12 protein-coding genes are annotated in these 15,105 nt (G+C 39.1%); all 12 read right to left on the reverse strand.

The features are described from left to right. Positions 1-82: 82 nt before the first annotated feature. The 12 genes from VNN39_RS02380 to recR all read right to left on the reverse strand — a co-directional run bounded on the left by VNN39_RS02380 (position 83) and on the right by recR (position 14,973). On the reverse strand, positions 83-2,641 hold the full coding sequence (locus tag VNN39_RS02380; RefSeq protein WP_338997806.1) for an LTA synthase family protein: 2,559 nt from the start codon (positions 2,639-2,641) through the stop codon (positions 83-85). Positions 2,642-2,840: 199 nt separating this feature from the next. Next, on the reverse strand, positions 2,841-4,412 hold the full coding sequence (locus tag VNN39_RS02385; RefSeq protein ID WP_338997807.1) for a peptide chain release factor 3: 1,572 nt from the start codon (positions 4,410-4,412) through the stop codon (positions 2,841-2,843). Positions 4,413-4,519: 107 nt separating this feature from the next. Next, positions 4,520-4,963 (reverse strand): divergent PAP2 family protein, encoded by a 444-nt coding sequence (locus VNN39_RS02390; RefSeq protein WP_165711807.1) that lies wholly within the window; start codon positions 4,961-4,963, stop codon positions 4,520-4,522. A 151-nt stretch (positions 4,964-5,114) separates the two neighbouring features. Further along, positions 5,115-6,050 carry an ABC transporter ATP-binding protein gene (locus tag VNN39_RS02395; protein ID WP_017368800.1) on the reverse strand — a complete coding sequence of 312 codons (936 nt, stop codon included), beginning with the start codon at positions 6,048-6,050 and terminating at the stop codon, positions 5,115-5,117. Continuing rightward, entirely contained in the window at positions 6,050-7,111 is a 1,062-nt protein-coding gene (locus VNN39_RS02400) for an ABC transporter ATP-binding protein (RefSeq protein WP_338997808.1), read from the reverse strand. The genes VNN39_RS02395 and VNN39_RS02400 overlap by 1 nt, the downstream gene beginning before the upstream one ends. Before the next feature lie 16 nt (positions 7,112-7,127). Then, entirely contained in the window at positions 7,128-8,162 is a 1,035-nt protein-coding gene (locus VNN39_RS02405) for an ABC transporter permease (RefSeq protein WP_165711806.1), read from the reverse strand. Positions 8,163-8,177: 15 nt separating this feature from the next. After that, complete coding sequence (locus VNN39_RS02410) at positions 8,178-9,095, reverse strand: ABC transporter permease (protein ID WP_003133819.1); 918 nt, start codon at positions 9,093-9,095, stop codon at positions 8,178-8,180. A 73-nt stretch (positions 9,096-9,168) separates the two neighbouring features. Next, positions 9,169-10,842, reverse strand: a complete 1,674-nt coding sequence (locus tag VNN39_RS02415; protein WP_338997809.1) for a peptide ABC transporter substrate-binding protein — start codon at positions 10,840-10,842, stop codon at positions 9,169-9,171. A gap of 526 nt (positions 10,843-11,368) precedes the next feature. Then, entirely contained in the window at positions 11,369-12,700 is a 1,332-nt protein-coding gene (locus tag VNN39_RS02420) for a UDP-N-acetylmuramoyl-tripeptide--D-alanyl-D-alanine ligase (RefSeq protein WP_270740721.1), read from the reverse strand. 104 nt (positions 12,701-12,804) lie between these two features. Further along, complete coding sequence (locus tag VNN39_RS02425; protein WP_019294199.1) at positions 12,805-13,071, reverse strand: metal-sensitive transcriptional regulator; 267 nt, start codon at positions 13,069-13,071, stop codon at positions 12,805-12,807. Positions 13,072-13,308: 237 nt separating this feature from the next. Next, positions 13,309-14,358: a D-alanine--D-alanine ligase gene (locus tag VNN39_RS02430; RefSeq protein WP_165711804.1), complete on the reverse strand. Its 1,050-nt coding sequence runs from the start codon at positions 14,356-14,358 to the stop codon at positions 13,309-13,311. Between the two features lie 12 nt (positions 14,359-14,370). Then, positions 14,371-14,973 carry a recombination mediator RecR gene (gene recR / locus VNN39_RS02435; RefSeq protein WP_017368792.1) on the reverse strand — a complete coding sequence of 201 codons (603 nt, stop codon included), beginning with the start codon at positions 14,971-14,973 and terminating at the stop codon, positions 14,371-14,373. Between the last annotated feature and the right edge of the window lie 132 nt (positions 14,974-15,105).

The following is a 15,105-nucleotide window of genomic DNA, read 5'->3' on the forward strand; positions in this document are numbered from 1 at the left end:
TATTTTTTTAAAGAGGTAAAACTAAAAAAAATCATTTGGAACTCCTCTTATAGTCATTCACAAACGATTTTTTACTTTTTTATTATTGGATTTGGAAAAACGGTAAACTTTCTTCCAAATAATGTTTACCAGAAGTTAAATCATACTGGATAATTTTTAAATCTTCTGCAAGTTTTTTCTGTTCCTCATTTAAGTCAACTTGAGTTGAAAGCGAAGAATTATATTCTGCTGGCAAGCTCCACATCACTTCTGACAAGAGAGCATAGTAAGGCGATACTTTTGAACCAGTTGCCTCAAACAAAGCAGGAATAAATTCTGCTGAATTCAAGTCTTCTTGTTTATCATTTTTGTTTCCTCTATTGCTCCAGATAAAATAATCCGTTTGATACTGCTTGCGCACATCATCTGCGAAGTTTTCAGAAGGATTAGGGTAGATATTAGGCAAGTGATCTCCATAAAAGACAACTGTGATTTTTTTATCTATTTTCTCTAACTTCTGGATAAACTCCTGTGTCGCTAAATCGCTCTCATTGATTTTTCTTACATAATTTTGCAACAGGTTATTGCTTGTAGGACTATAACCTGCACCTGTAGCTGTGATTTGTGAAGTTCCTCCATAGCGTGTATAAGGCATATGATTTTGCATCGTTAAAACGCTGAAAAACTGTGATTCTTCTGGATTTATTTTTGATAAAACATCTTCATACACTTGTGCATCAGAAACAACACCATCAAGTCTTTTTTGATTTTTCAATATATCCCCATCCTTGGTGTTAGAAAGTGCATAGAAGTGGTCGAAATCCAACTTTTTGTAAACCTTATTTCGGTTATAATTAGCAGCATTTTCTGGATGAAGTGCTATCTTATTCGTAAAATGATCAGAAATTGATGGAATAAAAGGCATATTGGGTAAAACATCGGAATTAATAATCGACACATCGCTTGAATAATTAACCTTAGGCAATCCCGTCAGTGTTTGTGCTTCCATATTTGCTGTACCGCCGCCATAGCCATCAGCATACATGAGTCCCCCAGACGCAGAGTTTTTGAGTTGATCAATATTTTGAAGAGGATTTTCGGAAAGTGTAATACCATTGACACGATTTGGATTAGCTAAAGACTCGCTCAAAATATAGATAACTGTTTGCTCATTAATCTCTTGTTCACGTGAAGTGTTAATATCCACAGCTAGTTTGCTGTATTTTTCTGCTATTTCCTTAACTTTTTCTTCACTATAACCTAAAGGCTCCTCCATAGCTGCTCCATAAATTTGTCTCAACCAAAGATAGGATAAAGATTTCGTCCTTGCTGTATGAGTAGAGCCTTTCCATAAAATATCTCCATTTGATACATTCATATAGCGTGTCAGTATAGGAACCTTCACTTGATTCGCAGGTTTTGTAAAAGTTTTAAAATTTTGAGATATCGGAAGATAAACCAAAACCAAAGCCATAAGAGTTAAACCACGTGTTTTCCAAGTCAGTAATTTACCCGGAAAGAACTTTCTACTTAGAAAAATAACAGCTAGGGTCACAACGACTCCTAAGCCAATCACAAGTACAATACTTTTCACATCAACAAAAGAAAGTAAGGTTTGAGGGTTAGACAGCCAAGAGAGTTCAGAAACATAAATAGGTTCTTGGCGCTCAGAAAACTTAATCCCATTGGCAAAACTAAAAAGCGAGGCTGCAACAATGTTTAGTGCTGTCGCTGCCAAGTATCGATTAATAAGCAGATATGCAAGTATAAAAAGTAAAGTTAAAACGAATACTTGAAATGCTGTCGCTCCCGTAGCTATCGTCCCATGGAAGGTAACAAAAGTATCTGACTTTATCGAAACTTGGATAAAATAATTAAAAATGATGGCTAAAAACAAGCTACTTACAAAAACCAAGGCAAAGTTCTTTTGTTTTTTGTAAAAAGCAGATACGCCTTTAAAAACCAAATAACTCAACGTAAAAACAACAATAAAGATAAACAGATAAGCGCCGACTAACCTCATGAAATCTTGACGTGCCAATATTTTTTCAGAAGCATACTGCAGTTGATAAACTCCTCGAGAATTATGAGGTCCAAAGCTTGTCTTCCAAATCAAATCTCGCAGCAAATAATCACTAAAGGCTAAAAAACTTAAGAGAGAGACAAAAATATCTTCACGTTTTAGTGTAGGTACCCACTCTAAAATTCTCCAAGATTTTTTTCCTTTCTTATCCGCGATTTTTTCCAGCAAAAGGATCCCTACTATTATAAGTAACGTCAATGGTACATAACGTTCTACCAACAGGTTTAAATTTAAAGAAATGTAAGTCCACTCAAAATTACCATTACTAATATTCTCTGTTAAAATCATGAAGACATGAAAGACAAAATAGACAATGAAAATTATCGGGAAAAGTAAAAGTTTATTCCATTCCACAAATTTTCTATTGTTTAACTGGTTAAACCATAACCCATTATTTTTAAACAATATAAGTAAAAGATAGAACAGACTAACACTTCCCAATAAACTGTAAGCACGGAGCGCAATATCCACGGGCTGGGAAATGTTTATTACTTCTGGGATAATCTTGGTAATACTTAAACTGGAAAGAGAAAAAAATAAAGCTATAAGCCCTACTACTTTCAAAATATTATTCTTCATTTCATTTTATTTCCTTTGTTTTTCCTTTGTTTATCAAACATATATCATTATACTATACTTTTGAAAAATATACCTTGAATATGCAAGATATTTAAAGCCTTGCATAATACAATAAAATACAATAAAGGTCTATAAAAGCCCGGCACTCTCTCGTCAACATAAAAAAAACCCACCGGGGGCTTTTTTTTTTGATTATCTCTTAAACAGAAAATTGCTCCATCAACTCAACATCGGGGTATTTGTCTTTAAACCAACGCATAGCAAAGTCGTTTTCAAAAAGGAAGAGAGGATGGTCAAAGCGATCTCGTGCTAAGATATTACGGCTTGACGACATTTTTTCATCTAAATCTTCGGGTTTAATCCAACGGACTGTTTTGCTGCCCATCGGTGTCATGATGATTTCTGAATTGTACTCATTCTCCATACGGTGTTTGAAAACTTCAAATTGCAGTTGACCAACCGCGCCAAGCATGATTTCACCTGTCGTATAGGTTTTATAGAGCTGAATTGCTCCTTCTTGCACCAGCTGCTCAATACCTTTTTGGAATGATTTTTGCTTCATGACGTTTTTAGCAGTCACGCGCATAAAGAGTTCTGGTGTGAACGTTGGTAAGGGCTCAAAAGCCGTTTTGAGTTTACCTGTAGTCAGCGTATCACCGACCTGATAAGTTCCTGTATCGTAAACCCCAATGATATCACCTGCTACCGCATTTTCGACATTTTCACGAGATTCTGCCATGAACTGAGTCACATTTGAAAGTTTGACTTGTTTCCCTGTACGAAGGAGTTTTACGCCCATTCCTCGTTCAAATTCTCCCGATACAATGCGTACAAAGGCAATTCGGTCACGATGACGAATATCCATGTTGGCTTGAATCTTAAAGACAAAACCTGAAAACTCTTCACGTAATGGATCAATGATTTCATCTTCGACAGTCTTATGTCCATTTGGCTCTGGCGCATAAGTTAAGAAGGTATCCAAGAAAGTTTCAACACCAAAGTCCGTCAAGGCCGAGCCAAAGAAGACAGGTGTTAACTTACCAGCAAGCACTTCTTCCTCGTTAAATTCATTCCCTGCATCAAGTAAGAGCTCCGCATCTTCCATAGCTTGTGCATAGAAAGGGTTGCTTGTCAGCGGATGGCTGGCATCGATTTCTCCATTTTCCTCAAACTCAATGAAACGCTCGCCATTTTCAGGTTGATAAACTTCGATACGTTTATTATAGAAATCATAGAGACCTTGAAAATTTTTCCCCATCCCGATTGGCCAGTTCATAGGCACAGAAGCGATACCCAAGATATCTTCCAATTCACTCAGTAAATCAAGAGGTTCACGACCATCACGGTCCAATTTATTAATGAAGGTAAACACAGGAATGCCCCGACGTTTTACAACTTGAAAAAGTTTTTTGGTTTGGGCCTCGATACCTTTGGCGCTGTCAATAACCATAACAGCAGCATCAACGGCCATCAAGGTACGGTAAGTGTCCTCAGAGAAGTCCTCGTGCCCTGGTGTATCCAAGATATTCACACGCTTGCCCGCATAGTCAAATTGCATAACAGATGAAGTCACGGAAATTCCCCGTTCTTTTTCAATGTCCATCCAGTCCGATTTTGCAAAATTTCCTGTTTTACGTGCTTTGACCGTTCCGGCCTCACGGATTGCTCCACCAAATTTAAGGAGTTGTTCTGTTATTGTTGTTTTACCAGCATCCGGGTAACTGATGATGGCAAAGGTACGACGTTTTTTTATTTCTTCTGCTCTATTCATTTTTTAACCTATTCTTATCAAAATATATGCCTTATTATTATAGCAAAAAAACAAGGAAACTGTTCTTTATCAATTGCTATATGGCTTTTAGGAGGTTTGTTATCTCTTTAATTCATTAAAAGGGCCACAATAATTCCTAAAATTGCTCCCCCCAAGACTTGAAAAGGTGTATGACCTAGAAGTTCTTTCAAGGCTTTTTCTGCATTTATCTTGGGGTTTTCGATTGTTTTGATAATGATATTTAAAATATAAGCATGTGTCCCTGCTTGACGCCTTATTCCTTGCGCATCATACATCACGACAAATGCAAAAACAGTGGCAACAGCAAATACCGCAGAGTCAAAACCTTGCGAAAGACCTGTCGCTGTGGTCATAGAAACCACTAAAGCACTGTGCGAGCTCGGCATACCGCCTGTAGCAAAAAGCAATCGCCAATCCAGTTTACGGTACCGAAACATATCAACAATAATTTTGATAATTTGTGCAGCAAACCATCCCACGATGGCCGTGATTAAAATTTGGTTACTTATAATTTCAGTAAAAAAGTTCATTATCCTTCCTCTCTCCTCTTTCGTTTATAAAAATAATGTGTCTCACCTTAACTTCATTTTATACCATTTAAGATAAATTCAGTAATAAAATAGTCCTTAGATACTTTTATGATTTATAAAAAAACTACACCTTCCAAGGTGCAGCTGTTTTTTATGCCATTGCAATTTTTCTGTATTTTTCGGCTTCTTCTTCAGTTGAAAGCACAAAGTGTCCCGGTGTGATTTCACGCAGTTCACGTGGCTGTCCATCCAACTCTGTTGTTGGATCGTAAGCTTGTGGAATACGACTACGCTCTGAAATTGGATCCGGTGCAGGAATGGCACTCAACAAAGATTGCGTGTAAGGATGTAAAGCATTATTGTAAACCTGATCAGATGTTCCGATCTCAAGAATTTTACCCCAGTGCATCACTCCAATACGGTCAGAGATATATTTTACCATCGATAAATCATGGGCGATGAACAGATAAGTCAAGCCTTCTTTTTCCTGAATATCACGCATCAAGTTAACAACCTGTGCCTGAATAGAGACATCCAAAGCTGAGATGGGCTCATCAGCCACGATGAATTTAGGATTTACCGCCAAGGCACGGGCAATACCGATACGTTGACGTTGACCACCTGAAAACTCATGAGGATAACGTGTCATGTGGTCTTGGTTAAGACCAACGAGTTTGAGAAGCTCTTTGACCTTTTCTGTACGGTCTTCGTTATTCTTAGCCAACCCATTGACATCAATACCTTCAGCAATAATGTCTTTGACCCGCATTCTGCCATTCAATGAGGCTTGGGGGTCTTGGAAAATCATTTGTACTTTTTCACGGAATTTTTTCAGCTCAGCACCTTTAATCTTGCTGACATCATTGCCATTAAAGTGGATTTCTCCTTTATTGATGTCGTAAAGCTTCATGATCGCACGGCCGATTGTTGTTTTACCTGAACCAGATTCACCTACAAGACCAAAGGTTTCTCCCTCATAGATATGAAAGGAAACGTCATTAATGGCTTTGTTAACATTCTTTTTTCCTTTGTTGAAAACCAGGTCAACACCTTTGAATTCGACAAGTTTTTTTCTTTCTTCAGTCATTATTCAGCATTTCCCTTCATTTTCATTTTTTCCCAACGTGTCCAGCGTTGTTGGATATTTTCAGATGGCAGAACTTTTGGTAAGCGTTCATCTAAGAGCCATGATTTTACTTGATGTGTTGGTGACACTTCAAAATAAGGTGGCTCTTCTTCAAAGTCAATTTCGAGAGCGTGTTGGTTACGCAAGGCAAAAGCATCTCCTTTTGGTGGATTGAGCAAGTCTGGAGGTGTTCCTGGAATGGAAACCAAACGTTCAACATCAGTATCCACCGTTGGCATAGAATCGAGAAGCCCCCATGTATAAGGGTGTTGTGGGTTGTAGAAGATTTCTTCTACTGTCCCATACTCCACAATCTCTCCTGCATACATCACGGCAACACGATCAGCAAAACCAGCAACGACCCCCAAATCATGGGTAATAAAGATAATCGATGATTCGATACGCTGTTGGAGCTCTGACATCATTTGCATGATTTGTGCTTGGATAGTAACATCCAAAGCTGTCGTTGGTTCGTCTGCGATAAGAATTTCTGGATCAGCTGCAAGCGCGATGGCAATAACTGCACGTTGGCGCATCCCACCCGACCATTGGTGCGGGTAGTCGTTGATGTGCTGCTCACTTTGAGGGATTCCTACAGCCTTCATCAATTCCAAAGCTTTCACCAAAGCTTCTTTCTTCTTCATCCCTCTGTGCTTAATCAATGGTTCAGCAATTTGGTTACCGATACGCATGGTTGGATCAAGGGAAGTCATCGGATCTTGGAAAATCATCGAGATTTCGTTACCCCGAATCTTTTGCCAATCTTCTTCTTTGATGTCGAGGAGATTACGTCCTTTAAAGAGAATCTCTCCTTTAGGGATTTCGGCATTTGCAGCATTGAGGCCCATAAGCGTTTTTGTGGTTACAGATTTTCCCGAACCTGATTCACCAACGATAGCTAAGGTTTCCCCTTTTTTCAAATCAAACGAAACGTCACGGATGGCTTTAACCTTCCCAGCATATGTTTTGAAATGAACATGCAGATTTTTTACTTCAAGTACTTTTTCTTCTTTTTCAGTCATTTTACTTCCTCATTTCTTAATCTTGTCCTGATTTTGGATCGAAAGCGTCACGTAAGCCGTAACCAAAGAGGAAGAAGGCGAGTGACAAGAGAGACAAGACTACTGCAGGTACTGCAACTTGGAATGGATAGAATTGCAAGCTTTGAATACCATCTGATATCAATGAACCTAGCGATGCTGTTGGTGGTTTAACCCCCAAATTAATCGCTGAAAGAACAGCTTCAAAGAAAATTACCGATGGAATATCAAACATAATTTGTACGATAATAACACCTAACATGTTTGGAATAAGGTGTTTAACCATGATTTTGAATGGGCTAGCACCTAATGTCTTCGCGGCAAGAACAAATTCACGTTCCTTGAGTGACAAGGTCATATTCCTTACCTGCCGGGCAATTCCTGTCCAAATAAAGAGACCAATAGCAAGGACGATTGAAACGATACCTTGCCCAAGTAAGAGTCCAAACATGGTTACAATAACCAAACTTGGGATAGAGCTGATAATCTCAATGATACGTTGCATGACAGTATCTACTTTTCCGCCAATCCAGCCAGAGATTAATCCATAAGTAATCCCAATCAGTACGTCAAAGACGATAGAGGCAAAAGCGATAATCAATGAAATACGTAAACCAACAATAGTACGTTTCGCAATCGAACGTCCTAAAGAGTCTGTACCAAAGATAAAAGATTCGCCTTCTGGTACATTTTGCACTTGGTATAAGTCTTCTGCGATTGTGCTTCCTGGTGCTGCAAAATTACCGTTCCAGCCAGGAATATTGACATTTCCTAGCTTAGGAGGTAAGTTTTTATAAGTTTGAACCGCATTAGGGTCAAAGTTATTCGCTGCTGATTGCGGGACAAAAACTGTTGAAACCACTGAAAACAACAAGGTGAAGATAACGACAACCATCGCTACCATTGCTACTTTATTTTTCTTAAAACGACGCCATGCATCTTGCCAGAAAGTGAGGGCGGGTTTTGCGATCATTTCACTCGCTTCAAAATCACGATTTGTTACAAGTTTAAATTTACTGTTAATATTTTCCATTTTCTCCCCTCCTTTCTAGTCCAAACGTACACGTGGGTCAACAAATGCTGTAATAATATCGGTGATCAAAATCATCGCCATCAGCATTACGGCATAAACAACTGTGGTACCCATGATGACAGGGAAATCTTTTGAAGGAATCGACTGTACAAACTGTTGACCGATACCAGGAATCGAGAAGATCGACTCAATAAGAACAGATCCTGTCAAGAGCCCGGCACTCATTGGGCCAATAAGCGTCAACATTGGAATCAATGAGTTACGAATAGCATGTTTCCATAGAACTTCACGGTCAGAGAGACCTTTGGCACGTGCCAGAAGGATATAATCTGATGAAAGTGACTCAATCATCTGTGCACGGACGAAACTCATGACCTGTGACATTGGAGCAAAGGAGAGCGCAAGTGACGGTAAAATTGTTTGCGCAAATGTTCCCCAACCTGATACTGGAAGAAGTTCCCAAGTGTAACCAAAGTAAAGAAGGAGTAAAGTACCCACGATGAAGGAAGGTACAGAGAAGAAGACTGTAGAGATAATACTTAAAAGTCCATCTACCCATGTGTTTTTAAAGCGAGCAGCAACGACACCAAAGAATGTTCCGACAACGACACCGATAATCAAAGCTTGGAAACCAAGTTGAGCTGAAACCGGAAGACGTTGTGCGATCATTGTGCTTACAGGTTGGTTGGCAAAGGTAAATGATGTACCAAAGTTACCCGTGAAAGCATTTTGGAGATAAATGAAGTACTGCACGATAAGAGGTTTATCTAAACCATATGCAACATTTAATTGTTGGATTTGCTCTGGAGTTAATTTGGGGTTATTAAAGGGTGTTCCTGGCATTACCTGCATCAAGAAGAAAGTCGCTGTAATAACTACAAATAATGTCAAGAGCATCAATAAGATACGTTTTACAAGATATTTAGCTAACATATAAAAATTCCTTAATAAAAACACGAAAAGTAGGCCTAATAAGCCCTACTTATTCGTTTGATGTTAGTGCCTACTATTTTTCGATGTAAACACCTTTGAGATCGTAAGACAAACCTGTTGAGTTGAATTGCAAACCTTTAAGGTGTGGGTTACGGAGTGCTGGTGTTGCACGGTAATACAGTGGGTTGATGCTTGATTCATTAAAGAGTGCTGCTTCAGCATCTTTATATGCTGCATCACGTGCTTTGTCATCCAAGACCACTGGCAATGTTGATGCTTTTGTCCATGCTGCTTGATATGCAGGATTTACAAATTTACCATCGTTATAACCTGAGCCATCTGCAAAGAGTTGCAAGAATGTTGATGGTTCAGCGTAGTGACCACCCCAGAGAGAGAGTACCACATCAAAGTTTTGGTTTTGTGAATCTTTCAAACGTTGTTGGAAAGGTACGATTTTTTGAGTAAGTGTCAAGCCTGGCAATGTTTTAGAAAGTGAGGCTTGCAAGAAGTCAGCAACAGATTTTGAAACTGGCGCATCTGCATCGGTTGTGTACTGAATGTTCAGTGATGTCACACCAATTTCTTTCAGACCTTTTTCCCAAAGTTCTTTAGCTTTTGCAGCATCAAAGTTGTAATCTTGTTTTGCAAACTCGGCAAAGTCTTTACCATCTGCTGTGACAGACATACCTGCTGGTGTGAATGTTTGTGCTACTGTACCCGCTGGAATGAACTGATCAACGATACTCTTACGGTCAGTCGCAAGATTCAAAGCGTCACGGATATTTTTATTTTGCAATGCTTTAGCCACTTCTGGGCTTGTTGTACCACCGCCAGATTGGTTATATTGAAGGTAAGCTGTAGTTGCTTCTTTCAAGACAACAAGGTCTTTACCATCATTGTAGCCTTTATTGGCGTTGTACAAGTCCATCGTACCTAAGCTGGCTTGGTCCAATTTTCCTTGTTTGAAGAGTTGAACTGCTGTGTTAGGGTTAGATTGAACAGTGTAATCAATTTCGTCTGATTTTACATTGTCTTTGTCATAGTAATCTGGGTTTTTAACAAGGGAATAACTGTTGTTTGTCCCTGTCCAACCTGCATCTTTTTTGAAGATGAATGGTCCAGAGTAAACGACTTTATCAGATGAAGTTCCGTATTGTTTACCAAATTCTTCTACTGCTGCTTTGTTTACAGGATAGTAAACACTATTTGCCAAGAGGAATTTAAAGTATGGCGTTGGTTGTGTCAAAGTAATCACCAACTCGTGGTCGCCATTAGCTTTTACACCCAACTCGTTAAGGTCTTTAATCTTACCTGTGTTAATTTCATTGGCATTCTTGATGTTACCAAGCAAGTACGCGTATTGTGAACCTGTTGCAGGGTTTACAGCACGTTGCCATGAATAAAGGAAGTCTTTTGCTGTCAATTCATCGCCGTTTGACCATTTCAAGTCATCACGCAAAGTGATGGTATATGTTAAGCCATCATCAGAGACTTTAATATCTGATGCCATCGCGTTTTGCGCTACACCTTTGTCATCTACACGTGTCAATCCTTCTTGGGTATTCCCGATGAAGAGGTTTGAGTAAGTGTCTGTAGCCAAGCCTGAATCCAATGTAGCAATATTTGTCGGAACGGAAAGTTGTGGGTTAGCTGTCTTAGAGCCACCTCCGCCATTTCCACATGCTGCCAAGAGCCCGACCGAAGCCAGGGCAAGTGTTCCTAATGATACTTTTTTCCAATTATCCATGTAACATCCTCTTTCTGTTTGACTTATCCGACAATTTTCATTTGTTTATTATTGTCTGAAAATTTATTATGTTCTCTATTATACTTAATTCAATCTGAATTGTAAAGACTTTTCTACATATTTTTTCTAAATTTTTGCCATTTAATTTTTTTATACGTCATTTCCGAACGTTATCTGAAAATTTCACAATATAATTTTGCTCTTAGCACAATATTTATTATGAAAAAGAAAAAAAGTAAGGCTAATTCTCCTCGCACTCTTTGTGTATTATCATTCTAATCTGCTAAGCAGAAAGAATAGTGGGAGGATCACAACTCGCTTCGCTCCCTGCGTATTATCATTCTAATCTGCTAAAGCAGAAAGAATAGTGGGAGGATCACAACTCGCTTCGCTCCCTGCGTATTATCATTCTAATCTGCTAAAGCAGAAAGAATAGTGGGAGGATCACAACTCGCTTCGCTCCCTGCGTATTATCATTCTAATCTGCTAAAGCAGAAAGAATGATAATAAAAAAGCACTTACGTGCTTAGTTTTGTAGTTCTTCAACAATTGTCCCTAATTTCATGCTGTTAGAGCCTTTAAGTAAGAGTTGATCTTGAGGCTGAAGTGTGCTTTGAAGCTCCTCAGTCAATTGCTCAAGATTTCCAAAGTATGATACTTTATCTTCTGGTAATTCTGCTAGAAGATACTTCATCAAGTCGCCATAGAGGTAAACGTGATCCATTTTCGAGAAATCAATTGCTGCGGCAATGCTTGCATGAAGTTCTGGAGCTTGATCACCCAACTCAAGCATATCGGCAAGAACTGTGAGTTTACGACCCCCTTCATTTTTCGGAATGGCTTGAAAGGTTTCTAAGATAAGTTTCATGGCTGTTGGATTAGCATTGTACACATCACTAAGGATATCTGCACCATTACTTGCTTTCTTCCACTCTGTCCGGTTACGGGTTAAGGAAACATGGGATAGAGCATGTCTGATCTCGTCTTCTTCAACGTCTAGCAAAGTCCCAACATAGGCGGCGAGCATTGCATTAGTTGCATTAAATTTACCCGGCACCGGAATTGTAATTTCTTCGTCTAAGAAGTTTGTTGTAAAACTGAGTTGATTCTTGTGTTCGATAAGCTGTGTGACAAAAATATCCTCATCTGGTCCAAAACGGGTAATTTTTGTGTCTGCTGGTAAATACTTATTGATAATTTTATCAGCAGGTACGATTAGTTCGCCACCTGAGCGCAAACCTGCTTTGATACCTAGCTTTCCTTCAGCAATCTTATCACGTGTACCAAAAAATTCTAAATGCGACTCACCAATAAGCGTGACGATTGCAATTCTTGGCTTGGCTATTTTAGACAGAAGATCAATATCCCCCAGACGATCCATGCCCATCTCCAATACAATTTTTTCAGTATCGTCAGGCATATGAAGGACGGTGTACGGCATTCCAATTTCGTTATTGTAATTTCCTTGGGTCTTATAGGTCTTATATTTCTCCGAAAGTACAGCATGAATCATGTCTTTCGTCGTCGTTTTACCATTTGATCCCGTCACAGCAATAACTTCTACTGCTGTTTTTTCTAGATAATACTGAGCTAATTTTTGGAAGGCTTCCAAACAATCCTCAACACGTAAGTGAGGCTGAGCTACTTCTTGTTCAGCGAATGTCGCAAGAGCGCCTTGCGCAAAAGCTGTATCAATAAATTCATGACCATCTCTTGCACCTTTAAGTGGCAAGAAGAGATCGCCTTCTTGGATCTTACGGCTATCAAACTCAATGTTATGAATTTCTGTATCTGCCAATTCTGACCAGTTATTTGTTGCACCGACAATATGGGCTATTTCGTGTAGTGTTAGTTTCATGATGAGTTTATTATACCAAAAGTCCTTTCATAACGCACCAATTCTCCATAAAAATACAGTGCATGGTTACCAACTGGAATCTTACAATCTTCTGCTCAAAACCATTACTTTTTAATAATCATTTTTATTGCCTGACTTATTTTCTTCTCACGTTCTTTTTCATCGTCATCTTCTAATAAAAGAAGACAGTTTTGTAAATTTTCAGCTACAATCAAGCCGATGAGACTGTCTAAGCTTGAGCGTACTGCTTTAAGTTGTGTCACTACTGCATCACAATCTTTTTCTTCTTCCAGCATACGCAACACGCCTTGCAGCTGGCCATCGGCTCTTTTCAATCTATTTTTAGTTTTGCTGTCGTAAATTGTTCCCATATGTATCTCCTCTTTCCTCTCATTATATAGAGCTACTCATAATTTGTCAAAAAGAGTGAGCTCATCCCATACCACTCGCTTCGCTCCCTGCGTATTATCATTCTAATCTGCTAAAGCAGAAAGAATAGTGGAAGGATCACAACTCGCTTCGCTCCTTGCGTATTATCATTCTAATCTGCTAAAGCAGAAAGAATGATAATAAAAACTTCAGGTTTGTGGCCTGAAGTTGTTCCAGTTTTATAAAAGATGACTTTCACGAATTTCGAAGGCTTCTTGAGCGAGATGAACAAGCTCTTCAATCAACTCACTGTAAGAAAGTCCCATATTTTCCCAGAGTAACGGGTACATTGACCATTGTGTAAATCCTGGAATTGCATTGATCTCGTTAAGATAGATATCTCCTTTTTGATCATAGAAAAAGTCACAACGTGAAAGACCAGCACCATTCATTGCTTGATAAGCTTTCTCTGCATAGTTGCGCATTTTATGTGCGACTTCTGCTGGAATATCTGCAGGAATTGCCATTTCGATTTTATTATCAATATATTTTGAACGGTAATCATAGAAGTCAACATCTTTAACGACTTCACCAGGCAGTGTGGAACGTACTTTGCCACCATTGCCTAAAACAGCACATTCAATTTCTCTTGCATCAACGCCTTGTTCAATCACTACACGGTTATCATATTTGTAAGCTTCTGCAAGACCTGCCTCTAGTTCTTCTAATCGGTTAACTTTAGAAATACCGACACTTGAGCCCATATTGGCTGGCTTAACAAAAACAGGGAAAGTCAGTTTTTCGTGAACTTCTGCATGAATTTTTTCTTGATTTTCATCAGCATATGCTGCAACATAAGGCACTTGCGGTACACCTACAGCGCTAAACACATGCTTAGCTAAAAGTTTATCCATTGTACTGCTGGCCGATAAAATATTGGGACCAACATAAGCGAGGCGCATAATTTCTAAGAAGCCTTGAATTGAACCATCTTCGCCCATTGGCCCATGTAAAACAGGGAAAACAACTGCATCTTTTTCGTAAATATCCGATGGTGCAACTTTTTGTTCTGGCTTGACCGTTTCATTGGTCATTAATTTTTCATTTTCTGCAGGTGTTTCAGTAAATTCTTGTGTTTTTATAAAATCACCAGTTTGACTGATGAAGTAAGTTTTCACTCTGAACTTGTCATAATTCACTGCACGCATTACGCTTTCAGCTGAAAGAACGGATACTTCTCGTTCTGCACTTCGGCCGCCATATAATAAAATCAATGTTTCTTTTGACATAATTTTCTCCACTTAAATTTCCATACGATTTTCAACTGCTTTGGATAAGGTAACTTCATCCGCATATTCAATATCTGAGCCAACTGCAAGGCCACGCGCTAAGCGCGTCACTTTGATTCCTGCGGGCTTAATCATTCGTGAAAGGTACATCGCCGTTGCTTCGCCATCAGATGTTGCATTAGTCGCGAGGATAACTTCTTCTACCTCACTGTCACCCATGAGACGAGTTAGAAGGCTTTTCACATTAATCTCGTCCGGACCGATACCATTCATCGGACTAATCGTCCCATGTAAAACATGATACAGACCTCTGTATTCGCGGATTTTCTCCATTGCTAAGACATCTTTACTTTCTTCAACAACCAATATGGTTGTACGATCACGGAGAGGATCTTCACAGATAGCACAAGGATCACTTTCTGTCAGATTGCCACAGACCGAGCAAAAACGTAAATCACGTTTTGCCGAAATGAGGTTTCGGGCAAATTCATTGACATCCTGATCATCCATCCCAATCGTGTGAAAGGCTAGACGTGTTGCTGTTTTTTGTCCGATACCGGGCAGTTTGCTAAAGCTTTCTATAAGTTTAGCGATTGGTTCTGGATAGTATACCATGCGTTCCTTTCTTCTTTCAGTGTGATAAAGTCATAACTATTATACCACACCTTCTACACTGAGGATTATCCCTTATACTCTGTGGAAATAGTTCTGCCTTGTGAATGTGAGATATTGTGTATTATACCATAA

This window comes from Lactococcus formosensis (assembly GCF_037892375.1).
GTDB lineage: Bacteria > Bacillota > Bacilli > Lactobacillales > Streptococcaceae > Lactococcus > Lactococcus formosensis.